This window comes from Herbaspirillum sp. GW822-FHT03A08 (genome assembly GCF_058801885.1).
This window is the reverse complement of the sequence record NZ_JBXANR010000003.1, coordinates 175,154-200,835: the sequence shown is the minus strand read 5'-3', so window position 1 is coordinate 200,835 and position 25,682 is coordinate 175,154. Positions and strand designations below refer to the sequence as shown.

Here is a 25,682-nt window from a genome sequence, read left to right as displayed (position 1 = left end):
GCGTATAAAAAAGCGTCGGTACCTTACCGACGCCTTTTTATTTTTACCCGCCGTGTTTAAAACTCTTCCCAGGATCCGTTCTCATCACTGCCGCTTTTAACCGGCTTGCTCTCGCCGGGAGTCTTGGGCTTGGCGGCAGCAAGCTTCGCGACCTCTTTCCTGATGACCGGCACGGGCGGCGTGATATCGACAGCGCGCCTGGCTGCAAGAGCGACTGGCGCGACCACCCGGTCATCGAGCTTGAATTCGGCCACGATGTCTGCCAAGTGCGCAGCCTGATCCTGCAAGGATTGCGCGGCAGCGGCAGCCTGCTCCACCAGCGCGGCATTCTGCTGCGTCGCCTCGTCCATCTGCGTGATGGCGCGGCCGATCTCGGCGATGCCTGTGCTTTGCTCCTGGCTGGCAGCTGTGATCTCACCGACAATGCCGGTCACGCGACGCACGCTGGACACCACTTCGGTCATGGTATTGCCGGCCTGCTCCACCAATTGACTGCCGGTGTCGACCGCATGCACGGATGCATCGATCAGCGTCTTGATTTCCTTGGCTGCGGTAGCGCTGCGTTGAGCAAGACTGCGCACCTCCGACGCCACCACTGCAAAACCACGCCCCTGTTCACCGGCACGCGCCGCTTCTACTGCCGCATTGAGCGCAAGAATATTGGTCTGAAAAGCGATGCCGTCGATCACGCTGATGATATCGACGATCTTGCGCGCCGAGGCGTTGATTGATCCCATGGTATCGACCACCTGCGCCACTACCGCTCCGCCCTGAACCGCCACCTCGGATGCGGACACGGCAAGCTGGTTGGCCTGACGCGCGTTGTCGGCATTCTGCTTGACGGTGGAGGTGAGTTCTTCCATCGCCGACGCCGTCTCTTCCAGTGAGCCTGCCTGCTGCTCTGTGCGGCCGGACAGGTCCAGATTGCCGCGGGCGATTTCGCTCGATGAGGTTTTGACGGATTCGCTGGCGTGCCGGATTTCCAGCAGCGTCGCCGCAATCTTGCCGGTAAAGCGATTGAACGCGCCGGCAATCTGCGACAGTTCGTCGCGGCCGTCTGCATTGAGGCGGCAGGTCAGATCTCCCTCGCCGGAGGCAATGTCTTCCAGCGCATCGCGCACCAGTCCCAACCTCTTCAGCAAGCTGGTGATGGTCCAGGTCAGCAGGCCTGCGGCGGCGGCGATCGCCAGAATTGCCGCTATCACCGACGTGACGACGAGGGAGCGGATCGAATGCGTGGCCTCGGCGTAATCAAGCGCCACCACCAGCGACCAGTCGGTGCCTTCGATTGCACGAACGTAGACCAGCTCTCTGACGCCGTTGATCTTCACCTCGCCGCCCTGCTGTTCCATCGCTGACAGCGTTTGCGGCGTCAGCGACTGATCGAGCGCCGAGACCGGCTTCAGTGCCAGTTCTTTGTTCGGATGCGTGATGATCACGCCGTCCTTGCCGACGATGAAGGCAAAGCTGGCCGGCGTCGGCTTGATGCCGGCCACATTGCGCACGACATTGTCGAGCTGCACGTCAGAGCCGACCACCGCCTTGAGATCGCCCTTGCCGCCGACCGCTTCGGCAAACGTCACTACCAGCTTGCCGGTGGTGGCATCGACATACGGTACCGTCAGCACCGGCGCGCCGGCATTCATCGCCTGCACATACCAGGGCCGTCCGGTCGGGTCGTAACCGGGCGGCATGTCGTGCAGCGCCAGCATGCGTTTATCCGGGTAGGCAATGTACGCATCATCGAACGCACCGGCTTCCTTGGCGGCAGCGATGATGGGAACAACATCGCTCTGCCTGAGCGCCTGCTTCATTGACCCGGTGATCGTCCGCTTGCTGCGCACCCAATCGGCAATATTGGCAGCGTGGCTGCCGGTGAGCTGCTCCATCTGGATATTGAGTGCATCCAGCGTATCGCGTCGCACGCTGACAATATTGGCGGCGCTTAAGGCGATCATGGCGAACGCCACGATCAGGACGCAAATGACAATCAGCCGGGTGCGAAGCGAGGACAGCATGGTATTTCCCCTGAGTGATGCAGCGTGCTTAATGAATTGCTTAGTAAATTGCTCAATGGATCATTTTGCGAAAATCTGATTCATCGATGCAAAGCCCTTGAACTCCAGCGAGTTGCCCGACGGATCCTGAAAGAACATGGTCGACTGTTCTCCCGGTTCGCCCTTGAAACGGGTCTGCGGTTCGACGATGAATTGCACGCCGGCCGCCGCAATACGCCCGGCCAGTGCTTCCCACGATGCCTGATCGAGGATGATGCCGAAGTGCGGGATGGGCACGTTGTTGCCGTCGACGTTGCCGGCGCCCTGCGGCACCACCAGTTCCTTTTTCAGATGCAGCGACAGCTGGTGTCCCATGCAATCGAAGTCGACCCAGCGCCCGGTACTGCGGCCTTCCGAGAAACCCAGCACGCCGCCATAGAAAGCACGCGCTTCGTCGAGATCGCGTACAAAAAAAGCCAGGTGAAATGGATGCAATGCGTTCATGTTCTGTTCCGTAAAAAAGAAATCGCTGAAAAATGCCCCGCGACTTATAGCATCCCGATCAGCATCTTTGTGCCGACTGCGATCAGCATCAATGCAAACAATTTTTTTAGCCTGGCGACCGGCAAGGCATGCGCCATACGCGCACCGAGCGGTGCGGTGAACACGCTCGCCACCGCAATGCCGATCAGCGCCGGCAGGTAGACGAAGCCGACACTGGGCGATGGCAGATTCTCCACGCGCAAGCCATTGACGACAAAGCCAATCGTCCCCGCCAGCGCAATCGGAAAACCCAGCGCGGCCGAGGTGCCGATCACCGTATGCAGTTGCACATTGCACCAGGTCATGAACGGCACGGATAAAGTGCCGCCGCCAATGCCGACGAAACTGGAGAACACACCGATGGCGCCGCCTGCACCGAACAATCCCGGTGTCTGCGGCAACTGCCGGCTGGCTTTCGGTTTCAGGTTGAGCAGCATCTGCGCCGCTACAAAATAGGCGAACGCGATGAAGATCATCTTAAGCAACTGGCTCGACATCTGCGATGCCAGCCAGGCCCCGAGCAAGGTTCCCAGCATGATGCCCGGCGTGATGCGCCTGACGATGGCCCAGTCAACGGCCCCGCGCGCGTGATGGGCGCGCAGGCTGGACACCGACGTGAACAGGATCGACGCCATCGAGGTCGCCAGCGCCATATGCTGTACGTAGTCGGAAGGAAAACCGTGCGCGGCGAAGATGAACACCAGCGCCGGCACGATCACAGTGCCGCCGCCAACGCCCAGCAAGCCGGCCAGCACGCCGGTGGCCGCGCCCAGCGCGAGGTAAGAAATCAGTTCGGGAAGAAATTGCATGAGAAGAAAACTCAGAGTAGTTGACAGGCCTGATCGAAATCGAGACGCGGACTGCGTGGAAACAACTTGCTTGTATCGCCGTAGCCGAGATTGCAAAGGAAGTTGACACGATAACGGCCATCTGCAAAGAAGATGGCATTGAGCTTGTCCGCATCGAAACCCGACATCGGGCCGACGTCGAGACCTACGCTGCGCGCCGCCAGCATCAGGTAGGCGCCCTGCAGGCTGCTGTTGCGAAACGCGGTGGCTTCGGCCAGCGCCGGCTTGGACGCGAACAGATCGCGCATGCCGGGATTGTGCGGAAACAGTTGCGGCAGCAAGTCGTAGAACTGCGTGTCGTAGGCGATGACCGCCACCACCGGCGCGGTCATGACTTTCTCCACGTTACCTGGATTGAGTGCCGGTCGCAGTTGCTCCTTCGCTTGCTCGGTACGTAAAAACAGGACGCGCGCAGGCGAACAATTGGCGCTGGTCGGCGCAAGCTTCATCAGCGCGTAAATCTGATGCAGATCGTCGTCGCTGACTTTTTCCGGCAGCCAGCCGTTCTGCGTGCGCGCCTGGCGAAACAAGCGGTCCAGCGCCTGGTCGGAAATCATGTCGTTCATCGTATTCACCTGATCGGTTTGTAGGCGGTCGCGGTCAGTTCCACCAGCATGTCGGGATGCGGCAGTTGATGTACGGCCACGGTGGTGCGGGTCGGTCCCTGCTCGCTGAAATATTCGCCGTAGACGGCGTTATAGCCGTCGAAATCGCGCATGTTCACCAGATAGCTGGTAATGGCCACGCAGTCGGTGAGATCCGCGTCGACGGTCTGCAAGGCGTCGCGGATTTTTCCGATGACGACATGCGTCTGTTCGCGCACGTCGCCCGGTACGCTGCCGTCGGCCAGGCGTGCGCTCATCCCCGAGACGAAGAGGTAGTCGCCGCCGCGCCTCACGTAAGGATATTTGCCGAGCGGTTTGGTTTGTGTCGCAGTGCCCGCCATGTCAGCCTGCCAGTCCCGGCATGCCGAAACCGATCTGCTTCAGCTCGGCCAGCAGCTGCGATTTGTTTTCCGCGCTCAGGCCGCTGAGTGGCGGACGAACGTTTTCCCACACAGGGTTGTCGCTGTAATGCGCGGTGGCGAATTTGAGCGCGGCGATCATCGGATAGCGCTGGAAGATCTGGCGCACGGCGTCGGCCTGCTGCTGCAATTGCTTACCGCCATCCTTGTTCCAATCGGCACCCAGCTTGCTGATGCCTGCCGGATTGATATTGGCTGTAGCCGAGATGCAACCGGCGGCGCCCAGCGGACGCGCGCGCGACAGGAAGGATTCGGATGCCGGAAAAATCGCAAAACCGGGAAACGCTTTCAGCATCGCGGCGACGTTGTCCCAATCGCCGGAACTGTCCTTGATGCCGACCACAGTCTCGGGAAAATTCTTGATCAAACGTTCGATCAAGGTCAGCGTGATCGGCACGCCGGTGAAGGCCGGGATGTGATACAGGTAAAGCCTGAGCCTGGGCGAATCGACGCGCGCAATGACCTCGGCGTAGTACTTGTACAGGCCATCGTCGGAAACGCCTTTGTAATAAAACGGCGGCAGCATCAGCACGCCGGCGCAACCGGCATCGACGGCATGGCGCGTCAGTGCGACGGTGTCGTCGAGGGCGCAGCAACCAGTACCCGGCAACATGCGTGCAGGATCCAGTCCTTCGCTGATCAGGCGATCGAGCAATTGCTTGCGCTCGGCAACGGTCAGCGAATTGGCTTCGCTATTGGTGCCGAAGATCGCCAGTCCTGTGCCCTGGCTGAGCAGCCAGCGGCTGTGGCGGATGAACAGATCGGTATCGACGCTCAGGTCGGATTTGAACGGTGTAACCACCGGTGCGAATACGCCGGACAGTACGGCAGATGACTTGCTCAATGTGCTCATAAAGGTTCTCTCAGAATGAAACGATCTCTGGCCGATCAGGTGGTCGCGATGAAATCGAGAATCTGCCGACCCAGCATGTCGTCGTCCGTATCCATATGGGCGACGATGGAAGTGTGGTTGTGATGGCGCACCTGCACGAAACGCGGCGCTCTTCCGCGCGCCTGGCTGACGCGCCAGAACAGCTCGGCCGCATACACATCGAGATAAGGATTCTCATGCTCGGCGACGGCGATCATCAGCGGCACGTCGATGTTGGCCGCATACGTTACCGGTGAGACTTGCTCATACCGATCTGCGTCTTCACCCCAGTAAGCCCTGACGCCACCCGCGTTGGGATTGTCGGCATGCACGTCGGCGCGCAGGCGAGCACTGATCAGCACCAGCTTGGCCACACCATGCCCTGCCGCCGGACGCGCGCGCGGATCGGCGATGTAACTGGCGGCATGCGCGCCGCCGGCTGAGTGACCGATCAGGATGATCTGATCAGAATCGCCGCCGTATTCATGCGCGTGCGCCTTCGCCCACGCCACTGCAGCAGCGACATCGTCAGAACCGGCCGGGTACGGCGCTTCCGGCGCAAGGCGATATTCGACGTTGATGCCGACCATGCCCTGGCGAGCGAAGTAGTACAGCACGTTGCCGTAGATCTGCTCGTTGGAGTTCATATTGCCGCGCAGGAAAGCGCCGCCGTGTACAAACATCACCACCGGACGCCGCTGCGTGGAAGCACCGCGCGGCAGATAGACGTCGAGTTTCTGACGCACATGCTCGCCATAGGCGATATCGCGCGTGACGATGATGCCGTCCTTGCCGACGGCATTGAGCAGCGGCGTATAAATATCGACCACTGTCTGGCGATGAAGATTGATGTCGTTGCGCCAGACCGGCCCCAGCGCCAGCAAGGCAGCGGCGCTTTGGTCTGACAATCCGGGGAAAACCTTGTCCTGCATCAGTAGACTCCCATGATCTTGCTGATCTCGGCGATGTACTGGCCGTAGCGCGGATTGCCCTTGATGTTTTCCGGCAGGCGCGGACGCGGCAAGTCGATCTTGATGTCATGCAGGATGCGGCCCGGGCGCCCGGACATCACCAGCACGCGATCCGACAGGAAAACCGCCTCCTGGATGCTGTGCGTGATCAGCATGACGGTCTGCATGCGTTCCTGCCAGATGCGCAGCAACTCAACGTTGAGCAAATCGCGCGTCAGCGCATCGAGCGCGCCGAAGGGTTCATCCATCAGCAGGATGCCGGGATCGAGCGCTAGGATCTGGCCGATCGACGCGCGCTGGCGCATGCCGCCCGACAGCTGATGGGGATGATTGTGTTCAAAGCCGGACAGGCCGAGCATCTTGATCAGGCCGCGCACTTTCTCTGCGGTCTGCTCCGCCGGCAGCTTGCGCAGTTGCGCTCCCAGCATCATGTTCTTTTCCACGGTCAGCCATGGCAGCATGTTGCTGGTCTGGAAGACCACACCGATCTCCGGCGACGGTCCCTTGACCGGTTTGTTGTTGACCAGCACCTCGCCTTCGTTGTGCGGCACCAGGCCGGCGACGATGCGCAGCAAAGTACTCTTGCCGCAGCCGCTGGGACCGAGGATGGAGACGAATTCACGTTCGCGGATCGTCAGCGATACATCCTCCAGCGCATTGACGGCGTGCTTGCCGGGATAGCGTTTCACTACATTGCGTACGCAGATGGCGCCGGACTCGTTCATGGTTTCTTCCGCAGGTACGGCTTTCAGGTTTCTGAGCGTCATTGTCTGTCCCATCGTTACACCGCCTTCCCGCGCCACCACACCAGGCGCGACACCACTTCCACAATCCAGTACAGGAAAGTCGCCAGCACCGTGATGACCAGGATCGCCGCAAACATCAGATCGGTCTTGGCGTTGGCAGTCGCCAGCGTGATCAGATGGCCGAGGCCTTCTTCCGAACCGATGAACTCGCCGACGATGGCGCCGATCACCGCCAGCGGCATGGAGATCTTGATGCCGTCGATGAAACTGGGCAGCGCCGCCGGCACATGCAGACGCCAGAAGGTGTCCCAGCGCGAGGCGCCGAGTGCGCGGAAGTGTTCATCCAGATTGGCGGCGATGCCCGACAGGCCGCCCAGCGTCGCGATCACCACCGGAAAAAAAGCAAACAGAAAAGTCGCTGCAATCTTGGACGCAAAGCCATAGCCGAACCAGACGATCATCAACGGCGCCAGCGCGATCTTCGGCATGCTTTGCAGCGCGGCGATAAAGGGATACAAAGTGCGCCGCGTGAAGTCGCTGAAATGAATCAGCATGCCCAGCAGTACGCCGCCGGCCACCGCTGCGACGAAGCCGACCAGCACTTCGGTCAGTGTCACCCAGGTGTCGCTGACGACCATGTCGCGCGCATCCCAGCCTGCCAGTACCACAGCGCTCAGCGGCGGCAGCAGATAGCGCCGCACGCCGAGCGCGGCGACGCCGTATTCCCACAAGAGCGCAAACGCGCCCCAGAAAACGATGGCCTCTATCCAGCGTTTCATTTGTCTCCTCCTGCTTTCATTTTTTGAAATCATGGGCGCGAACGCTCCCTTCCTGCTGCGTCACTGCAGCAGGCGGACGCGTCCACACGCTTCTTATCGGTTTACTTTTTGTTGGTCTTGGCGTCGATCACGGCCTGCGGCGGCGGCACCACAAAATGCTTGAAGCGATACTGATCGAAGGAATCGATATTGCGCTCCCAGACCTTGGGTTCGTAGTTCGACTCGGGCGTGATCTGCGTCATCTCGCAGTAGATTTCGACGTTGTTGCCGTCCGGATCCTTGAAGACCAGGAACAGGTTTTCGCCAGGTCCGTGCTTGCCGATGCCGCGCACGATTTCGACGCCCTTCTGTTGCAGGAATTCTGCGGCGCGATCCATTTCGGCGCGGTCTTCCACCAGATAGGAAAAATGTTCCATGCCGGGACGGCTGTAGCGCGGCAGGTCATCGATGTCCGGTGAATCCTTGGGAATCTGCGAGAGCGCCAGATCGTGGTGATCGGTGCCGGCGCGCAAAAACACCATCTGATCGCTGATCCAGTCGGACACTTGCAAGCCCAGAATCTCGGTGTAGAACTTGACCGAAGCCTGGATGTCGCGCACGGCCAGCACGAGATGGCCGAGACGCTTTGGTCGTATTGTTTCCCGCATTGCTTCCATTCATTTCCTCCTTGATTTGCTCACTGACGCCTACTCTACGAACTTGTTGGTGTAGATGTCGCTCGGTTTGATAGGCGCTTGCAGATTGAATGCCTTCCTCACAAAATCGACGGTTGCCTGCATGCGGTCGGCGCGCATCCAGCCCAGTTTTTTATTGTCGGCTTCCGGGTCGTCGATGATCTGATTGGTTTCCGTAATTTGCTGCAGCAGGATGCCTTTGTCCATCAGCTTTTGCTGCGAGGCGATGGCGTCGGCGGCTTCCCTGGCGTGGGTGCGCTGATACTCGAATCCGCGATACGTCGCCTGCACGAAACGTTTGACCAGATCGGGATTGCTCGCCACCAGTTTTTCGGTAGTCACGATGCCGTTGCCATAAAGATTGAGGTTGAAATCGCGATAGCGCATCCAGCCCAGCTTCTTGCCGTCCTTTTGCAGCAGAGCTTCGAGGATGGGCTTGTTGGCGCCATCCCAGCATTCGGCCAGATCAATGCGGCCTTCGAGGAAGGATGAATTGATCACCGATGGATCGAGGCGCAACAGCTTGATGTGATCAGCCGGCAGCTTGTTGGCCTGCAGCCAGCTTGGCACGATGTTTTGCAAAGGCGATGCCGCACCGCCGCCGAGGGAAAGCCCTTTGAGGTCGGCCGGCTTTTGCAGCTTGCGCTCCGGCTTGTCGATGTAGCACAGCGCCGCCGGCCAGCGGGTGTTGATGGTGCCGACCATCACGGTCTTGCCGCCTTGCGCGCGATTCAACATGACGCTGATCGGATCGCCATAACCGAATTCGAACAGGCCCTGATCGATTTCGTTGACGGTGCGCTGACCGCCGTATCCACGCACCGCGCTGACATCGAGACCGGCTTCGGCGTAGAAGCCTTTGGCGATCGCCACCAGGATGCCGCCGGTGCTGCCCTGCGGCAACCAGGCCAGGTTGAATTTCACCTTGTCCGCAGCAACCGCGGGCGCGGCGCAGCAGGAACCGATCACTACAGAAACCAGAAACTTCTTGATGCACTTGCTGATGACCATCACATTCTCCGTTGAATGCTGCATGTACCGCTTAAGCGAGCTTCTTGTATTTCATTGTCAAAGTGCGGCGGCGACAACCTTGTTGCGGATGCTGCCGATGCGCTCGATGGAGGCGATCATTTCGTCGCCCGGCTTGAGATAGACGCCGCGGCCCATGCCTACGCCATCCGGCGTGCCGGTAGCGATCAGGTCGCCTGGCTGCAGCGTGAGAATGCCGGACAGGTAAGCGATTTGCTCAGCGATGTTGAAGATCATGCCCTCGGCGGTGTCGTCCTGCATCATTTCGCCGTTGACCTGCAACTGCATGCGCAGCTTCTGCGGATCGGCGATGCAGTCGCGCGGCACGATCCACGGGCCCATGGGTCCGAAGGTGTCGAAACTCTTGCCGCGGAACCAGTCGTGCTTGAACGGATAGTCGGTGCGGCGATTGAGGTCACGCGCGCTGATGTCGTTGAATACGGTGTAGCCGGCGATGACGTCATAGGCTTCGGCAACCGACACGTTCTTGCAGCGGCGGCCGATGATGACGCCGAGCTCGACTTCCCAATCGAGTTTTTCGGTATTGCCGGGCATGACGACATCGGTCCCGGTGGCAGTGACGCTGGTTTCCGCCTTCATGAAGCAATACGGCGAACTCTCGGCGCGCGGCGCCAGTTCGGTGCCCATCTCGGCGGCGTGATCGTAGTAGTTGGACGCGGTGGCGAAGATACGGCCCGGCACGAACGGCGCTGCCAGCTTGTAGGCCGACGTGGCGAGCGGTTTCACTGCGCCGGCAGCGACCAGACTCGGCAGCAACTCCGCCAGATTCTTCAACTGTGTGTTCTGCACATCCCAGGCGCCGATCAGCGCCGAGACGCTGGAAACCTCGTTCACAGCGAGACCGCCGTTGCGGCTGGCCTTGACGACTTCCGCCAGATCGAACAAGACCTCATCCAGCACCAATGCGGGGCGCGCCTGCCCGCCCTCGTTCTGCACATACGTTGCAATCGCATACCAAGCCAAGATCGCTTCCCCTCAAAAAATTTAAGCACTTCAAAACAACCAATATGAATACATTAAAACTTATACGTATACATTGCAATACAAATATGTAAAAATTTTTATACATAAGAATCACTATGTATTCATATGGCTTTTCAATTTTTACCAACCTTGATGAGAATGCCGATGCCCCCTTTCCCTGAATTGCTGATCCTGATTCCGCTGGCTGACGAGCTGGTGGCGCAGTTGCGCGATAACCCGGCGCTACCGGCAGTGCGCTATGCCCCTCGGGGCATAGACTGGCAAAGCGACGATGTGCAATCGGCGTGCGTCGTGCTGACCAACGGCTCAACCGGATTGAGTCGTGCGCAGATGCGGGCAATGCCGGAGTTGAAACTGATCAGTGCGTTCGGCGCCGGCTATGAAAACATCGACCTGATTGCCGCCAAAGAATTGGGTATCGCCGTTACGCACGCACCCGGCGCCAACAACGCCACCGTCGCCGATCACGCCATGGCGCTGATGCTGGCGATATCGCGCGGCCTGCACCTGCTCGATGCCGCGGTCAAAGCCGGCGGCTGGGAAAGCAATCGCGCAGCGCGCCCCACCGTCAACGGCAAGCGGCTGGGCATCGTCGGACTGGGAAATATAGGCGAACAGATCGCGCGCCGTGCAGCGGCCTTCGACATGGAAGTTGCGTATCACGCGCGCCGTGCACGCGAGCATGTGCCTTACTTGTACTGCGCCACACCGCTGGAGCTGGCGGCTCGTAGCGACTATCTGATCCTGGCCTGCCCCGGCGGACCGGCGACGCGACATTTGGCCAATCGCGATTTGCTGCAAGCTTTGGGGCCGCGGGGATTTCTGATCAATATCGCGCGCGGCAGTGTGGTTGATACGGCGGCATTGATTGAGGCGCTCGCCAGCAAAAGCATTGCGGGCGCAGCACTGGATGTGGTCGATGGGGAGCCGACGATACCGGAGGCATTTCGTACATTCGACAGCCTGCTGCTGACGCCGCATATCTCGGGCCGTTCGCCGGAGGCCTTGCTGGCGCAGCTGCGAATGTTTGAGAGCAATGTTCTTGCGCTTGAAAATGGGACGACACTGAGCAATCTCGTGACTTAGCAGCGTACGACACTGGGTCCCAGCGTGCGCTGGGACGACGGAGTAAAGGAACAGGGCCAGTTGAAAACTCATTATTTAGAGAAGACGCCAATCGCCATCTCCGTCGTCCTGACGAAAATCAGGACCCAGCGTCGTTCAGTACTTCACCGTTGCATTGATAAAACGCCGTAGCTCAACACCAGGATCAAAAAAGCAAACGCCCGGCCAGACTATCCGTCCGGCCGGGCGCAACTGGAATAGCAACGAAAATCAGATCCCGCTGCGATCCGCCTTCAGATCGGGATGCCGCAAGGCCGGACCTTCGCCTTTGGCGCTGGCCGCCGGGCCGTCCTTGGAAGCGCCGCCCCAGCCGTGATCGGTCAGGTCGCAGATGACGCCGTCGGGATCCTTGTATTTGACTTCGTAGAAGATGTTGCCTTTCACCGGCACTTCGCCCATGTAGTACTCGCCGCCGGCTTGTTCGACGTCCTTGCGCGCATCGACGATGTTGTCAACCCAGACGCCGATGTGGTGCAGGCCGATGAACTCGCGGCCACGGTCGCCGGCAGCTTCGTCGGTCTTGTAGTTCAGCAGCGCCAGCGACATGGTGCCGTCACTCAGGTAGACGCCGCGCGCCAGGGAAGAATCGGTCTCGCCGACCTTCTTGAAGCCGAAAGCCTGCTGGTAGAACTCCGCCGTTTTCCAGGGGTCGGGAACGGAGATAGCGATGTGACGCAGTTTGTTAGCCATGGTGCAGCCTCCTCTTTATATGAGTAGATGAAAGCAAAATACTTGATATACACAACGGCTGATTCTACTCAGGGATTTTTTATATGTATACTTTAATTTTTAAATGTATCCATAAAAATATAATTAGATACTTTTGATCTTATCCAGCTACAGGTATAGATTTTTGCTATAGTGCAAGCGATGTAAAATATAGCCATCTGCATCACAAATTGAATCACCTGCAGCCTTCATAAAACCGGCCATCCAAGAAAACCGAGAACGCAAGAATGGAAACCATCTCTCTTCGCATCTATCGCACCCTGACCGATGAAATCATCAGCGGCGTGCTGCCACCCGGCTCCGCGCTGGAAGAAATCGCCCTGTCCGAGCGCTTCAAGGTGTCGCGCACCCCGATCCGCCAGGCGCTGCGCGAGCTGGCCGCGCGCGGCATGATCGAGTTGAAGCCGCGCAAGGGCGGCATCGTCACCAGCATCGGCGTCGACGAACTGGCCGACATGCTGGAAGCCATGTGCGAGCTGGAAGCCCTGTGCTGCCGCATCTGTGCCGAGCGAATGAGCGCGGTGCAAAAGAAACAGCTGGAGCTGGTCCATCTGCAAAGCCAGGAATGCGTGGCCAACGGCGACGATGCCGGCTATCTGACGCTGAACAAAAAATTCCACAATCTGATCTGCGCCGGCGCGCATAACAAGAGCCTGGCCGACACGATTGAAAACCTGCGCGACCGCCTGGCGATGTTCCGCGCAGCGCAGGCCGGCGTGGACAAGCGCCTGACCGTGTCGCATGAAGAACACGATGCCATCATCGCGGCGATCCTTGCGTCCGATCCGGAAAAGGCTTATCTGGCGATGCGCAATCACACCACCCGCCTGAGCATCCACGTGCTGGAGATGATCAAGGAACATCAGGCGTAGGCCTTCGCATCTCTTCCTTCCTCCTAAAGGCGCCCGTCTTCTGACCGGCGCCTTTTCTTTTGCCAGTCCTTCCCTGATCAGAACGTTTCAAGGCCGTTGGCACTCATCCGTTCGCGGGAATGACAGTGGCGTTATCTATCCCACCCTCTCAATTGATTCCCATAAAATCAAATAAATTCAAATTAAATTTATACGTATACATATAAATTCATATGAATTATTATTTTCTCCAAATAATAAAAACATCGACAACAACTCTATGGAGGAGATTCAGGGATGAGACAGGCAATCAATCAGACGATGAAGGGCTTGATTACGGCGGGGCTGACTTCAATGGCGGCATCAGCGGCAGCGCAGACCGACAGCGTGACGATCTACGGTTTTCTGAAAGTGGATGCGGAAAGCGTCTGGGCCGGCGGCGCCAATGGCGGTATCGGTCGCATGGGACGCATATCGAACAACCTCTCGGTGCTCGGCTTCAAGGGGGTGGAGGATCTGGGCGGCGGCTTGCAGGCATTTTTCCAGATTGAATCGAATGTGGGCGTCGACACCGGCGGCGGCTCGTTTGCCGATCGCAACGACAATGTCGGTTTGCGCGGAAGCCTGGGCGAGATTTTCGCCGGGCAGTACGAATCGCCTTATCGTTTTGTGTCGGTGTATGCGATCGACCCGTTCACGGCAGGGATCTTCGCGTCCAACTCCATCATGGGAAATGGCTTCACCACGGCGGCCAATGCGCAATCGCCGGCGTCCTTCGACCGTCGCCAAAAGAATCTGGTGCAATATTCGACGCCGAATTTCAACGGACTGATCGGCCGCATCGCTTACGCAGCGCGCGAAGAACAGACGGCCACGACCAATCCCGGTCTGATCTCCGGCTTGCTGACCTACGAAAACGGTCCGCTTTACCTGGCCTACGGCTATGAGCAGCACAAGGATTACTTTGCCGCCGGCACGCTGGATACCGGCCACAAGATCGGCGCCGCCTATTCCTTCGGCAACACGCGCGTGCGCTTTGCGTGGGAACGCCTGCGTTACGAACCGACTGCCAGCACCAATCTGCGCCGCGATGCGTGGCAACTGGCGCTGACCCACAATATCGGCAGCGGACAATTGCGCGCGTCGTATGTGCGGGCGGCGCGTTCCAAGGGCAATGCGACGGCCGGTATCGGCGGCATCGGCAAACCGGGCACGGCGTCCGGCGCGCAGCAGTTCTCCCTCGGCTATGGTTATAACTTGTCGAAGCGCACCGAACTGTGGGGCGCTTTCACCAAGCTCAACAATGAGCAGACGGCGAGCTATAACCTGTCGGCCAATGCGATTCCCGGCCTCTCCGCGGGACAAAGTCCGGCCGGGCTGGGCGTAGGCATCACGCACAAGTTCTGACTCAACTGATCAGTAGTAATCGGTAGGAATGACGGCGCCCTTCGCGGGCGCCTTTTTGCTGGATGAAAGCGACGCATCATCATGATTCTTCATGAGCGTCGCTTCGACATCGTCTTCCCGCAGAGGAATCTCCGGGGGGCGACATCTGTTTGCTGTGAGCCGGTACGGCGAGATTGCTTCCGGCTCGTTCTCCTGTCGCTTCAAACCCGATCCTCGGATCAGGATGCGCGCAGCATTTTTTACATCTCTGGCATCACGCCAATATCATTCAGTCTTTACGACTGTCTTGCATCCGATAATTATCAGATTTGCGATTGCAGTTGCGACAAGGCTTGCAGGTGACTGCGATCGAGTTCGCGCAGACGGCGTTCCATGTCGGCGTGGTTGATTGCGCCTTCCAGGTACGGTGCGTCGTTGAGGTCGAATAAAGGGCCGTTCATGGCTGGCTTGGACGACGAAAAAGCGCGTTCGACAAAGAACTGGAAAGCTTCCAGCAAACTCTGTAAATTATTAGAAAAACCGGCAGATTGATAAGTAGACATTTCTTTCTTTCACATAAATAACGTTGCAGTGATAGTGAGAATAGGGGCTGCCTCCTACTTTAAAAAGCAATATTTTCCGACACCACCATAAGAAAAACTAACACCATGAGCATTTCCCTACCGCCGCTGAAGGCCCTCAAAGTGTTCGAAGCAGCAGCGCGGACGCGGAGTCTGACCATCGCCGCGCATGAATTGCATATCACGCATAGCGCGGTGAGTCAGCAAATAAAATTGTTGGAAGAACATTTCGGCCAACCGTTGTTTATTCGTCTTCCGCGTGGCGTGGAAGCAACGGAAGCGGCACAAGTGTTTTATACGGAAGTGCGCGCCGCGCTTGACCGCATCGCCATGGCGGCGGAGCAACTGACGCTGACCGGCAAGAACCGCATCGTGCGCGTGATCACTGCGCCGTCGGTGGCGATGCGCTGGCTGATTCCGCGCCTGTCGCAGTTTCAGATCGACAACCCGCGTATTGAGGTGCGTGTCACGACCACCGTGTCGGAACACTTTGAAGACGTCAAGGATCCCTTCGACGTGGTGCTGTGGCGCAGCCCGCTGGAGCGCAGCGGCTTTGAGTGCGTGCGCTTTCTGGACGATGTGTCCGCGCCGCTGGCTTCGCCGCATTATCTTGAATTGCATCCGATCAACAAGCCGGCGGATTTGCTGCAGGCGTCATTGATCCATCTGAGCGTGCGTGCGGATGCGTGGCAGCAATGGCTGATCAAGGCCGGCGTACCGGTGAAGAAGAAGTTGCAGGGGACCAGCTACGAACACTTTTTCCTGAGCTTGCAGGCGGCGTCGACGGATCTGGGGATTGCAATGGGATCGCTGGCGCTGGTGGACGACGACTTGTCACACGGCAGACTGCGCCAGCTGTTTCCGGAAGTGGTGTTGCACGGCCAAGGCTTCCACATGCTGCATCGAATTGCCGATGGCGGCAACGCCAACACCGGCAACGCCCTGAAGACCTTTATCTCGTGGCTGATGCAGATGGGACAGGCATCAGCCTACGATCCGAAGAAGATTTATTCGGCCGACTCCAGCACGTGAACTGCGCGCGCCGCGATGAGGTCTTTTGACTTCTCGCGGTAGTCGAGCATGTGCGGTTGCGTGAAGTGAACTTTGAGCGCTTCGGCGCTTTCCCATTTTTCGATGAAAGCGAAGGTGTCCGGACCAAGCTCGGCTTGCGCACCGCCAAAACCCGGCACGTCAATGACCGGACCGTAATCGATGCAGCCCTGTTCGGCGCGTACGGCGGCCAGATTGGCGCGCACCAGTTTCAACAGTTCTTCGCGCTTGCCTGGCTTGGCGGTGATGATTGCAACTACGTGGACCATGTTGTCGTCTCCTCTGTGGGGTGATAAAGAAAACGACAGCATACGCGAAGTCCTGATTTCATGGCGACGCGGGCTTGCTTCCTACCCTGCGCCGTCCCGCCATTCATGAAATCAATTCAACTTGGTTCAGCCTCAGGTCAATCTCAGTTCAATTTCATCTGCGCCAGCAACTGCTCGATGTTGTAGCGCATCAGCTTCAGGTAAGTCGGCGCCGGACCGTCCGCTTGCGACAGGGCATCGGCATACAGCTTGCCGCCCAGCGAGACGCCGGCTTCCTTGCTGATCTGCTGCAGCAGCTTGGGGCTGCTCATGTTTTCGATGAAGACGGCGCGGATTTTTTCCTTGCGGATCTGACGGATAAGGTTGGCGACTTCCTTCGCACTCGGCTCGCTGTCGGTCGACACGCCTTGCGGCGCCAGGAACTTGACCTGATAGTGCGCGCCGAAATATTCAAATGCGTCATGCGAAGTGATTACCTTGCGCTTGGCGTCGGGGAACTGCGCGAACTGTTGCACGGCCCAGCGATCCAGTTCGTTGAGCTTGGCGATGTAGGTGTCGCCGTTCTTCTGGTACACCGCAGCGCCGGCCGGATCCAGCTTGCTCAGGGCAGAGACGATGTTGCGCGTGTAGACGACGATGTTGGCCGGGTTCTGCCAGGCGTGCGGATCGTTCTTGCCGTGATGGTGATCATGACCATCGTGGCCGTCGTGATCATCGTGTTCATCATTGACGCGATCGCGCACGGCGATGCCGTTCGATGCGACAACGATGTCGCCGCGATAATTGGCCGATTGTACGACGCGCTCCATCCAGCCTTCAAAACCGAGGCCGTTGATGACCACCAGTTTAGCGCGAGCGACCGACTTGATGTGATCGGGAGCAGGCTGAAACACGTGCGCATCCTGATCGGGGCCGACCAGCGTGGTCACGGCGATGCGATCGCCGCCGACATTGGCGACGATGTCGCCGAGGATGCTGAAGCTGGCGACGACCGGCAATTTGCTATCGGCTGCAGATGCGGAAGACAGGTGGGCAAGCAGCACGGCTGCGCCCAACACGATGTGGCGAAACAGTTTCACGACGACTCCTGATAAGAAATTATGCGCGCAGATGCGGCCGGCGCAACATGCGCGGCAACCAGCCGCGCGGGGCAAAAATCAAAGACAAGAAATAGAAACCACCGGCGCACACGATAATCACCGGGCCGGACGGCACCGAGGCGTAATACGACAGCATCAGCCCGGCATAACCGGCGGCTGCAGCCTGCACGGTGCTGTTGACCAGCTGCGCAGGCAAGGTGTCATGCCACAACCGCGCCGACACTGCGGGCAGCATCATCAGGCCGACCGCCATCAGCGTACCCAGGGTCTGGAATGACGCCACCAGATTCAACACCACCAGCATCAGGAACAATTGCTGATAAATCGTATTGCGGCCACCGCTGGCGGCAAGGTAGGACGGATCGAAACTCTCCAGCAGCAAACCCCGATAGAGACCCGCCATCAGCAGGAGACTCACGCTTGATACGCCTGCGACCAGCAGCAAGCCTTCGGTATCGACGCCCAGCACGTTGCCGAACAGAATGTGCAGCAAGTCGAGCTGGGTGCCGTGACCGGAAATCATGATCACGCCAAGCGCCAACGCGACAACATAGACGGCGGCGAGACTGGCGTCTTCCTTGAGTTCGGTATAGCGGCTGATCCAGCCGGCCAGCGCAACCACAATCACGCCGGCGAGGAAACCGCCGATGCTCAACGCCGGCAACGACAAACCGAAGAAGATGAAGCCTGCAGCCACGCCCGGCAACACGGCATGGCTCAAGGCTTCACCGAACAGGCTCATGCGGCGCAAGGTCAGCATCACGCCCAGCGGCGCACTGCTGAGCGCCAGCGCCAGGGTCGCCACCAGCGCGCGGCGCATGAAGGCGAATTCCTGAAACGGCGCGATCGCGAACTGATAGAAATCGTGCAGCAACATCATCGCGGCGCTCCTTCACCGTGCGTGACGCCCACAACGTCGCCAGCATCCACGGCATCTACAGCACAAAGCGGCGCATGCTCATCCACGGCTTCCGCCATGGAGTGCGCGCGATGCAGGTTTTCGTGGCACAGCACGGCTTCCGTCTCGCCCCAGGCGACGACATTGCGGGCCAACAGCAAGGATTGCGGGAAGGCGCGGCGCACCTGGTCGTAGTCGTGCAGCACGGCGATCACCGTGCGCTGCTCGGCATGCCAGGATTTGATGATGTGCAGGAGATCGTTGGTAGTCTTGGTGTCGATGGCGCTGAAGGGTTCGTCCAGCAGAATCAGTTCGGCGTCCTGCAGCAGGATGCGCGCAAACAACACGCGCTGGAACTGCCCTACCGACAGGCTGGCAATCGAACGCTGCGCAAAACCGTCAAGACCGACGGCCGCCAGCGCATCTTCCGCGCGGCGCACCATGTCGCGGCTCATGCGCCGGAACAGACCGACTTTCGACCAGTAGCCCAGCAACACGCAATCCAGTACGGAAATCGGGAAGCTGCGATCGATCTCGGCCTGTTGCGGCAGATACGCAATCCGGCTGGCGGCGGCATGCTTGACCACACGGCCGCTGTTGCAGCGGACCAGGCCCATGATGCTTTTGAGCAGCGTGCTCTTGCCGGCGCCGTTGGGGCCGACGATGGCGGTCAGTGAACCTTGCGCGAAATGGCCGCTGATGTGATGCAGGGCCGGATGCCGGCGATAGGTGACGGTCAGATTTTCCAGAGAGATGGCGACAGACATGTTCAATCCCCTCCCAATGCCCACATGACGCCGAGCCACAGAATCAGGCACACCGGCGCGACCAGCAGCACGCGTTGCCACCATGGCAGCGCGAGGACGCTGGTTTGTTGAAAGAAACGGGAAAGCATAGTTGTGGCGATATTTCTGTTAGTCGATTTGCACAGCAGAGGACCGGCGGCTTATGGCAGCACGGAACCAAAGTCACCGTTACAAATCTGTTTGCAACCGAGTTGCGAAACCGCAATTATAATGCAACATTGTTGCAAGATGTGACAAGCCTCGAAGAAATCCGACAATGCAGTCAAAATGCTGCCCGAGCCTTTCCTTTTGGGAAATCCCGGCAGCTCACCTGAAGAAAGATCGTGTCCATGAATTCTCGTATTCCCAAGTTCAGTAAGCCCGGCAAGTTAGCTATGGTGCTCAGCTCTGCCCTCCTGCTTTCCGTCGCCACATTGGCTACCGCGCATGAAGCCCACGTCCATGGCGTCGGCAAGCTCGATGTCGCGCTCGACGGCAAAGCCCTGTCGCTGCATCTGGACTCGCCGCTGGTCAACCTGATCGGCTTTGAACATGCCGCCAAGAGCGCCAAGGACAAGCAAGCCGCGCGAGACATGGCCAGGACCCTGCGCAATGCGGCAACGGTGTTCGTCACCACGCCGTCAGCAGAATGCAAGCTCAGTGGAGTCCAATTGGTGTCGGCTGCGATCGAACCCGCGCTACTGGGTGAGGTTGCGGCGAACAAGCCGGCCGGCCATGAGGATCACGACGGCCATGCCGACATGGATGCGGATTTCACGTTCCACTGCGCGTACCCGGAACGTCTGCAACGCATCGATGTAAAACTGTTTGATGCCTTCAAGGGATTCAACAGCATTGACGTACAACTGGTCACACCCAAGCGTCAGGGTGCAGCCAAGCTGACGCCGACAGCGGCAAGCATCACCATTCAATAATTGATCAAGCAACCAATATGAGCGACGCCGCCATCGCCTTGCGCGATATTTCTTTCACCTGGCCCGGCCAGAAGGCGCCGACGCTGGCGCTGGACCGGTTCGACGTGCAAGCGCATGAACAGGTTTTCGTCAGCGGCCCCAGCGGCAGCGGCAAGAGCACGCTGCTGGCGCTGATCGGCGGTATCGCCAGTCCGCAAAGCGGCAGCGTCGCGATTCTCGGGCAGTCGCTGGACGGTTTGCCGGCGTCGCGTCGCGATCGGTTTCGCGTCGATCATATCGGCTTCATCTTTCAGCAATTCAATCTGATTCCTTATCTGTCGATTCTGGATAACGTGCTGCTGCCCTGCCAGTTTTCGGCGTATCGCCGTGAGCGCGCGCTGGCCCAGGGACAGGATTTGCACGCAGCGGCGCATTCGCTGCTGCGCAGTCTCGATCTGGCGCCGGATTTGTGGACGCGCGCGGTGACGCAATTGTCCATCGGCCAGCAGCAACGCGTCGCAGCGGCGCGCGCACTGATCGGCCGGCCTGAAATCGTGGTCGCCGACGAGCCGACTTCGGCGCTGGACAGCGACCGCCAGCAAGCCTTTCTCGATCTGATCCAGCATGAGTGCGAACAAGCCGGCGCCAGTCTGGTGTTTGTCAGCCACGATCAACGCCTGGCCGAGCGCTTCCATCGCCGCATTGCGCTCAACGACATCAATCGTTGCGCCCGCGTGGAGGAATCGGCATGAGCTTCCTCTTCCGACTTGCCGCGCGCAGTGCATGGAATCGCCGCTTCACGCTGGGCCTGATGTTGCTGGCGATCGCCTTGTCGAGCGCCATGCTGCTCGGCATTGAGCGTGTGCGTCATGAAGTGCGCGATGGTTTCTCGCAATCGGTGTCCGGCACTGATCTTGTGGTGGGTGCGCGCACCAGCCCGGTTCAGTTGATGCTGTACGCAATCTTCCGCATCGGCGGCGCAACCAACAACATGGGTTGGGACAGCGCGCAAAAGCTGGCGAAGAATCCTGCGGTGAAATGGACGATCCCGCTGTCGCTGGGCGATTCGCATCGCGGCTTTCCGGTGCTGGCCACTAACGGCAATTATTTTGAACATTTTCATTACGGCGACGGACAGGCATTGAGCCTGAGCGAAGGCCGCCCCTTCGCCAGCGTGTTCGAAACCGTGATCGGCGCCGAAGTCGCGCAGCGCCTGCATTACAAACTGGGCGACCGCATCGTGCTCAGTCACGGCATGGGCAGCCTGCACCTGACCGATCATGCCGACAAGCCATTCACGGTAGTCGGCATCCTGGGGCGCACAGGGACGCCGGTGGATCGCACCGTGCACATCGGCCTCGATGCGATGGAAGCCATCCATCTGGATTGGGAAGGCGGCGCGCCGATGCCCGGCCTGTCGATTGCGCCTGCATTGGTGAAAAAATTCGACCTGACGCCCAAGACCGTTACCGCGGTGCTGGTCGGCCTGAAAAATCGCGCAGCAGTATTCGGTGTGCAGCGTGACATCGCCGACGACAACAGCGAGCCTCTGATGGCAGTGCTGCCGGGGGTGGCGCTGGATGAATTGTGGCAAGTTGTCGGCGTCGGCGAAAACGCGCTGCTGGTGGTCTCCGGCATGGTGGTGATCGTCGGCCTGGCGGGACTGGTGTCGGCGATTCTCGCCAGCCTGGGAGAGCGGCGACGCGAGCTGGCGGTGCTGCGTTCCGTCGGTGCGCGCCCGGGAGATATTTTCCTGCTGCTGGCGCTGGAAGGACTGGCTGTGATGCTGGCCGGCGTCATACTGGGCGTGGTTTTGCTGACGCTGGCGCTGTTTGCGCTGGGCCCCTTCCTCAGTGCGCAATTTGGCGTAACATTGCATCCGGCCTTGCCTGCTGCCAGTGAATTGCAGCTGTTGCTGTGGACCATCGTTGCCGGCTTTGTCGCCAGCCTGTTGCCGGGCCTGCGCGCTTACCGACTTAGCCTGGCCGATGGCCTGACTCCGAGAATTTAAGGTCACGCATTGAACGCGTGAAATGAAATCATGAAAAGTATCACCTGGATAGGCAGCATCGTAGCCGCCGGATTGCTGGTCGGTTATGGCGCCCACCTCGCCGCAACGCTCAAGACCTCGGCTGCAGCGCCAACGGCAGAAGCGATCAATGCCGGCCCAGCCGACGCCAGCACTGCGGTTGCAGCGGTAGCGGCGCCGTACTCCGATAACGCGCAATACAAGGTCGGCGACCATCTGCAACAAAGTCCCGACCTGTCGAACAAGCCTTACAAGCCGTCCGGCAAGAACGACGGCGCCTTCCGCGAGATCGCCTGGGAATCCCTGATGCCGAAAGACTGGGACGCGATGGCGCCGTTCAAGGGATTGAAGCTGGACAAGATGGAAGACGGCGACCCGCGCGCCATGGAAGCACTATGGAAAGCCAAGAAGTATTGGAAGAACGCGCCTGTCGATCCGAGCATGGATGGCGTGTCGATCCGCATCCCCGGCTTTGTCGTGTCGCTGGAACGCGAAGGCGAAGCATTGAAAGAGTTCTTGCTGGTGCCCTACTTCGGCGCCTGCATCCACGTGCCGCCGCCGCCGGCCAACCAGATCATCCATGTCCACAGCAACAAGCCGGTCAAGAACATACGCACCATGGATGCGGTGTGGATCAACGGCGTGCTGAAGGTAGAGCATTCGGACACGATGATGGGCACGGCCGGCTACAGCCTGGCGTCAGTCAAGGTCGAGCCGTACACGGATCAAGCGCCTGCGCAGTAGTTGGTTTTCGGTTCGGAGCTGTGGATTTGCAGGTCAAGTTATCCCCACATTTTGGGAGCAAGCCTGTGGATAAGCACTGGAGAAGTCGCTTAAGTGATTGATAACAATCGAAATTTCAATTCGTTGTCATTCTTGAGCAATGGTGGAAAAGATATAGATAATTACGCACCCCGCGCCACCGGGCTGGATCACCAGCAGGGAGGATGGCAGCTTCCACTACGTGTGCGTACAGCCGGGTTACAACGCCACTATCCGGCATTGGCGACTACTCAAGCCAACTCTCGCCGATCTTCGCCACAAAATCGTTGAGGAAAAAAAACCTGCGATACTTTCGTATCGCAGGTGAATCTAAAGCAAGTTTAGAGGAGACAAGCGGGATTCTATCGACGGCGTATGACGGCTTCGTGACACTCTAAAACTGTTTCGCGCATTTCCGAATCGGCGGCAACCATAATGGGATAGTTGCTACTGTCATCAACAAGTCACAAAGCCAGATTATCCTGTCTACTCTTTCGCGATACATGCAACCGATATGCATGATTGCAGGGTGTGCCGGACCAACCGTCCGGTGCACCATTTCCGCTTCCCTCCCCTACCTCTGCTTTCCCCAAGAGTACCTCTTACTGCTACTACGCACTTCCTCAACAACTGCTGCTACGGCTACTTCCACTTCCCTATTCGTTTGCATCGCAATACTGCTTACCAGGCGCCTGTAATCTGCAGACGGCTGAGTTTGATCTTTGTGCCTTCGCCTTCCGCACCTTGCATGACCAGGTCGGTGCCGAGTTCTTTCGGCGGCTTTTGATACCACTCCATGCACACCTGCGACAGATTGCTCAGGGCAGGTTTGCTCATGAACTGCTGCAACAATTCCTTCGTCAGCGCCAGATTCGGCTCCAGGTGAAAATCACCAGGCACGCTTAAGGCATTCGGCGACGCAGACATGCGCGCCAGATCCTTCTGAAACATTTGTCGCGGCACATCCATCGGATGCCCGGCAGACTCCAGCAACTCCTGGAACACCGGCGCCATCAGATCCAGCGCATAGCCCTCGCACTGCACCCAGCAATGAAACGCGTCGCTGTTGCTGTCGACCTTGTCGCCGTCCAGCGTACCGAATGACAAGGCGCCGCTGCTGTCTTCACTGATCAGGTAGAACGCCGCGCCGGCAACCGGGAAGGCATTCTTCTTGTAAAACTTCTTCAATATCTGCGCCGCGGTCACGCTGAAGAAAAAGCTCGCGGCAGGAATATTGGCGTCGACACTATCGAGTACCGAGTGAATGACGCGAAAAATACGTTGATAATCCGCAAGCGGGATGAGGGGGCGAATGTTAGGTGATTTCATCCGCGTATTTTCTCATACCGCACCTCTGCGCTCGCCGCAGAATGACGTTCAGGCTGCTTCGGTGCGATTGCAGGCGTCGTTTTTACCGTGCAGGAAGCAGGAGCAGTTCACGTCGTGATGCACCGAGCAGACGGTCAGTTCGCGCAGACGCTCCATCTTGCCGTGATCCACTGAGAGCATGCGCAGACGTTCGCGGGAAAGTTTGACTTCGCGCTTGTTCCATTCGCAGTCAGCACGGATGAAGAGATACATCAGCACGAGGCAAAAACCGAGATAGGTAAGAAACATCAGGGCGATATCGTTTGGCACAGTGTCGGTGATGAAATGCATGATGACCTCCGTTGGTTCAGTTTGCGATCAGATTTGCTGCCGGTGTTTGCTTGCTACCGGCTTTGCAAAGCGTCGTTCCATGGAGATCATCTTAGCCATGCAAGCGCGCGCAATCTATCGGGGAATTCCCTATGTCTGTGCGGCACTTCTGCGCTATGGGAAAAGCGTCCGGAATTGTGTGGACGGAGAATGCTTGAAGAGGTCGGCGTGACTGTGTCGGCACACTGACGGCCGGCGATAAGGCGTGCAGGCCCTGTAGCGGAGTCAATCAAAGACATGCGGCGGCGCGCATGTCTCTTAACGATACAGAATGGTAAAGCGAATCAGTGCGACTGCGCGTCAATATCGGCGAGCGATTCGCGGCCTCGCTGGGTGATTTCGAAATCCTTGCTGCCTTCTTTTTCGACGATATGGCCCTTGCGGCCGAGGAAAATCGCGACATCGGCATCGATATGCGCATTCGGGTCAAGACTGAGTCCGCGCAGCGCTTCGATGCAGCGGTAAATGAACAAGGTTTGCTTGCCCTTTTCCGTCAAACCCAGTTGACCATCGCGGCTGTATTCCAGAAACTTCAGGCCGGTCAGGCGTTTGGTGTTGCGGGCGACGCAGGCGCTCGGACGACCGCGGTGTTCCTTGCGGCTGATTTGGCCGAGGGCGTCAAATTCATCTTTGGTCAGATCGTCGCTCATTGATTTCTCCGTATTGATTCAGGCAGATAGACAGTTTGCCAGAATGTCCGGGCCGCTATGGTAAGCGCCCGTGCAGCCGCAGGCAATGAGAATCACGAGGAATGCCGTGCGGAAATAAAAATTCTGTCTCTACTTACCCACAATGCCTGTGAATAGATCTGTGGACAAGCTGTGGGAGAGCGCGGCAATCCCTTGTTATAGCTGGGCTGGCAACAGATTGATTATTTAATAAGCGCTCATCGGTCGAAAAATAATCAAAAAAAACCCGCCGAGCAGTCGCAGGGCGGGTTCAATCTCAAAAACATCTTCCAGGAGGTTTATTGAGGAGACGGATTCACTGTATCGCAGAATATCTGCTGCGAAAACGA

The 25,682-nt window shown here is 58.6% G+C and carries 30 protein-coding genes; 8 read left to right on the top strand and 22 right to left on the bottom strand.

The window, feature by feature from the left end; all coding sequences use genetic code 11:
* Positions 1-56 precede the first annotated feature (56 nt).
* From AC1RN6_RS10070 to AC1RN6_RS10015, 12 genes are all read right to left on the bottom strand, one after another.
* On the bottom strand, positions 57-2,018 hold the full coding sequence (locus tag AC1RN6_RS10070; protein ID WP_493005049.1) for a methyl-accepting chemotaxis protein: 1,962 nt from the start codon (positions 2,016-2,018) through the stop codon (positions 57-59).
* 60 nt (positions 2,019-2,078) lie between these two features.
* Positions 2,079-2,501, bottom strand: a complete 423-nt coding sequence (locus tag AC1RN6_RS10065; RefSeq protein WP_493005048.1) for a VOC family protein — start codon at positions 2,499-2,501, stop codon at positions 2,079-2,081.
* 44 nt (positions 2,502-2,545) lie between these two features.
* On the bottom strand, positions 2,546-3,349 hold the full coding sequence (locus AC1RN6_RS10060; RefSeq protein WP_493005047.1) for a sulfite exporter TauE/SafE family protein: 804 nt from the start codon (positions 3,347-3,349) through the stop codon (positions 2,546-2,548).
* An 11-nt stretch (positions 3,350-3,360) separates the two neighbouring features.
* Positions 3,361-3,954: a malonic semialdehyde reductase gene (locus AC1RN6_RS10055; protein ID WP_493005045.1), complete on the bottom strand. Its 594-nt coding sequence runs from the start codon at positions 3,952-3,954 to the stop codon at positions 3,361-3,363.
* Between the two features lie 5 nt (positions 3,955-3,959).
* Positions 3,960-4,334, bottom strand: coding sequence for a RidA family protein (locus AC1RN6_RS10050; RefSeq protein ID WP_493005043.1), 375 nt, complete (start codon positions 4,332-4,334; stop codon positions 3,960-3,962).
* A gap of 1 nt (position 4,335) precedes the next feature.
* A complete protein-coding gene (locus AC1RN6_RS10045) occupies positions 4,336-5,265 on the bottom strand; it encodes a dihydrodipicolinate synthase family protein (RefSeq protein ID WP_493005042.1) in 930 nt (309 codons plus the stop codon).
* 35 nt (positions 5,266-5,300) lie between these two features.
* Positions 5,301-6,215, bottom strand: coding sequence for an alpha/beta hydrolase (locus tag AC1RN6_RS10040; RefSeq protein ID WP_493005040.1), 915 nt, complete (start codon positions 6,213-6,215; stop codon positions 5,301-5,303).
* Positions 6,215-7,021, bottom strand: coding sequence for an ABC transporter ATP-binding protein (locus tag AC1RN6_RS10035; RefSeq protein ID WP_493005038.1), 807 nt, complete (start codon positions 7,019-7,021; stop codon positions 6,215-6,217). The genes AC1RN6_RS10040 and AC1RN6_RS10035 overlap by 1 nt, the downstream gene beginning before the upstream one ends.
* A 14-nt stretch (positions 7,022-7,035) precedes the next feature.
* On the bottom strand, positions 7,036-7,779 hold the full coding sequence (locus AC1RN6_RS10030; RefSeq protein WP_094563271.1) for an ABC transporter permease: 744 nt from the start codon (positions 7,777-7,779) through the stop codon (positions 7,036-7,038).
* Positions 7,780-7,880: 101 nt separating this feature from the next.
* Positions 7,881-8,435 (bottom strand): VOC family protein, encoded by a 555-nt coding sequence (locus AC1RN6_RS10025; RefSeq protein WP_493005037.1) that lies wholly within the window; start codon positions 8,433-8,435, stop codon positions 7,881-7,883.
* A 30-nt stretch (positions 8,436-8,465) separates the two neighbouring features.
* Entirely contained in the window at positions 8,466-9,464 is a 999-nt protein-coding gene (locus tag AC1RN6_RS10020) for an ABC transporter substrate-binding protein (RefSeq protein ID WP_493005036.1), read from the bottom strand.
* Between the two features lie 57 nt (positions 9,465-9,521).
* Positions 9,522-10,466, bottom strand: a complete 945-nt coding sequence (locus tag AC1RN6_RS10015) for a fumarylacetoacetate hydrolase family protein (RefSeq protein WP_493005034.1) — start codon at positions 10,464-10,466, stop codon at positions 9,522-9,524.
* A gap of 165 nt (positions 10,467-10,631) precedes the next feature.
* On the opposite strand from AC1RN6_RS10015, the gene AC1RN6_RS10010 reads away from it, so the two are divergent.
* Complete coding sequence (locus tag AC1RN6_RS10010; protein ID WP_493005032.1) at positions 10,632-11,573, top strand: 2-hydroxyacid dehydrogenase; 942 nt, start codon at positions 10,632-10,634, stop codon at positions 11,571-11,573.
* A gap of 249 nt (positions 11,574-11,822) precedes the next feature.
* Here AC1RN6_RS10010 and AC1RN6_RS10005 read toward each other — a convergent pair whose 3' ends face one another.
* On the bottom strand, positions 11,823-12,302 hold the full coding sequence (locus AC1RN6_RS10005) for a VOC family protein (protein ID WP_493005031.1): 480 nt from the start codon (positions 12,300-12,302) through the stop codon (positions 11,823-11,825).
* Between the two features lie 266 nt (positions 12,303-12,568).
* On the opposite strand from AC1RN6_RS10005, the gene AC1RN6_RS10000 reads away from it, so the two are divergent.
* Positions 12,569-13,213, top strand: a complete 645-nt coding sequence (locus AC1RN6_RS10000) for a GntR family transcriptional regulator (RefSeq protein WP_493005030.1) — start codon at positions 12,569-12,571, stop codon at positions 13,211-13,213.
* 276 nt (positions 13,214-13,489) lie between these two features.
* A complete protein-coding gene (locus AC1RN6_RS09995; RefSeq protein ID WP_493005029.1) occupies positions 13,490-14,599 on the top strand; it encodes a porin in 1,110 nt (369 codons plus the stop codon).
* 302 nt (positions 14,600-14,901) lie between these two features.
* Here AC1RN6_RS09995 and AC1RN6_RS09990 read toward each other — a convergent pair whose 3' ends face one another.
* Entirely contained in the window at positions 14,902-15,141 is a 240-nt protein-coding gene (locus tag AC1RN6_RS09990; RefSeq protein WP_493005028.1) for a hypothetical protein, read from the bottom strand.
* 105 nt (positions 15,142-15,246) lie between these two features.
* Here AC1RN6_RS09990 and AC1RN6_RS09985 point away from each other — a divergent pair, with 105 nt between their 5' ends.
* The gene (locus tag AC1RN6_RS09985; protein ID WP_493005027.1) at positions 15,247-16,191 is read left to right on the top strand and encodes a LysR substrate-binding domain-containing protein; all 945 of its coding nucleotides are present in this window, start codon (positions 15,247-15,249) and stop codon (positions 16,189-16,191) included.
* On the opposite strand, the gene AC1RN6_RS09980 is transcribed toward AC1RN6_RS09985, so the two are convergent.
* From AC1RN6_RS09980 to AC1RN6_RS09960, 5 genes are all read right to left on the bottom strand, one after another.
* On the bottom strand, positions 16,167-16,478 hold the full coding sequence (locus tag AC1RN6_RS09980) for a putative quinol monooxygenase (protein ID WP_007882678.1): 312 nt from the start codon (positions 16,476-16,478) through the stop codon (positions 16,167-16,169). The genes AC1RN6_RS09985 and AC1RN6_RS09980 overlap by 25 nt on opposite strands.
* A gap of 143 nt (positions 16,479-16,621) precedes the next feature.
* Complete coding sequence (locus AC1RN6_RS09975; protein ID WP_493005025.1) at positions 16,622-17,557, bottom strand: metal ABC transporter substrate-binding protein; 936 nt, start codon at positions 17,555-17,557, stop codon at positions 16,622-16,624.
* A 19-nt stretch (positions 17,558-17,576) separates the two neighbouring features.
* Positions 17,577-18,458 carry a metal ABC transporter permease gene (locus tag AC1RN6_RS09970; RefSeq protein ID WP_493005024.1) on the bottom strand — a complete coding sequence of 294 codons (882 nt, stop codon included), beginning with the start codon at positions 18,456-18,458 and terminating at the stop codon, positions 17,577-17,579.
* Entirely contained in the window at positions 18,455-19,243 is a 789-nt protein-coding gene (gene aztA, locus AC1RN6_RS09965) for a zinc ABC transporter ATP-binding protein AztA (protein WP_493005022.1), read from the bottom strand. Before aztA ends, AC1RN6_RS09970 begins: the two co-directional genes overlap by 4 nt.
* Before the next feature lie 2 nt (positions 19,244-19,245).
* Positions 19,246-19,371, bottom strand: a complete 126-nt coding sequence (locus AC1RN6_RS09960; protein ID WP_493005020.1) for a hypothetical protein — start codon at positions 19,369-19,371, stop codon at positions 19,246-19,248.
* Between the two features lie 240 nt (positions 19,372-19,611).
* On the opposite strand from AC1RN6_RS09960, the gene AC1RN6_RS09955 reads away from it, so the two are divergent.
* From AC1RN6_RS09955 to AC1RN6_RS09940, 4 genes are read left to right on the top strand one after another with little or no spacing between them, the layout of a single operon-like run.
* Positions 19,612-20,196, top strand: a complete 585-nt coding sequence (locus tag AC1RN6_RS09955; RefSeq protein ID WP_493005018.1) for a DUF2796 domain-containing protein — start codon at positions 19,612-19,614, stop codon at positions 20,194-20,196.
* A gap of 17 nt (positions 20,197-20,213) precedes the next feature.
* Positions 20,214-20,927 carry an ABC transporter ATP-binding protein gene (locus AC1RN6_RS09950; protein ID WP_493005017.1) on the top strand — a complete coding sequence of 238 codons (714 nt, stop codon included), beginning with the start codon at positions 20,214-20,216 and terminating at the stop codon, positions 20,925-20,927.
* Positions 20,924-22,186 carry an ABC transporter permease gene (locus AC1RN6_RS09945; protein ID WP_493005015.1) on the top strand — a complete coding sequence of 421 codons (1,263 nt, stop codon included), beginning with the start codon at positions 20,924-20,926 and terminating at the stop codon, positions 22,184-22,186. The genes AC1RN6_RS09950 and AC1RN6_RS09945 overlap by 4 nt, the downstream gene beginning before the upstream one ends.
* Positions 22,187-22,216: 30 nt before the next feature.
* Positions 22,217-22,948, top strand: a complete 732-nt coding sequence (locus AC1RN6_RS09940; RefSeq protein ID WP_493005014.1) for a DUF3299 domain-containing protein — start codon at positions 22,217-22,219, stop codon at positions 22,946-22,948.
* Positions 22,949-23,647: 699 nt separating this feature from the next.
* On the opposite strand, the gene AC1RN6_RS09935 is transcribed toward AC1RN6_RS09940, so the two are convergent.
* The 3 genes from AC1RN6_RS09935 to AC1RN6_RS09925 all read right to left on the bottom strand — a co-directional run bounded on the left by AC1RN6_RS09935 (position 23,648) and on the right by AC1RN6_RS09925 (position 25,314).
* On the bottom strand, positions 23,648-24,295 hold the full coding sequence (locus AC1RN6_RS09935) for a DUF2026 family protein (RefSeq protein WP_493005013.1): 648 nt from the start codon (positions 24,293-24,295) through the stop codon (positions 23,648-23,650).
* 48 nt (positions 24,296-24,343) lie between these two features.
* Entirely contained in the window at positions 24,344-24,625 is a 282-nt protein-coding gene (locus AC1RN6_RS09930; protein ID WP_493005011.1) for a hypothetical protein, read from the bottom strand.
* Between the two features lie 323 nt (positions 24,626-24,948).
* Positions 24,949-25,314 (bottom strand): hypothetical protein, encoded by a 366-nt coding sequence (locus tag AC1RN6_RS09925; RefSeq protein WP_493005009.1) that lies wholly within the window; start codon positions 25,312-25,314, stop codon positions 24,949-24,951.
* Positions 25,315-25,682 lie beyond the last annotated feature (368 nt).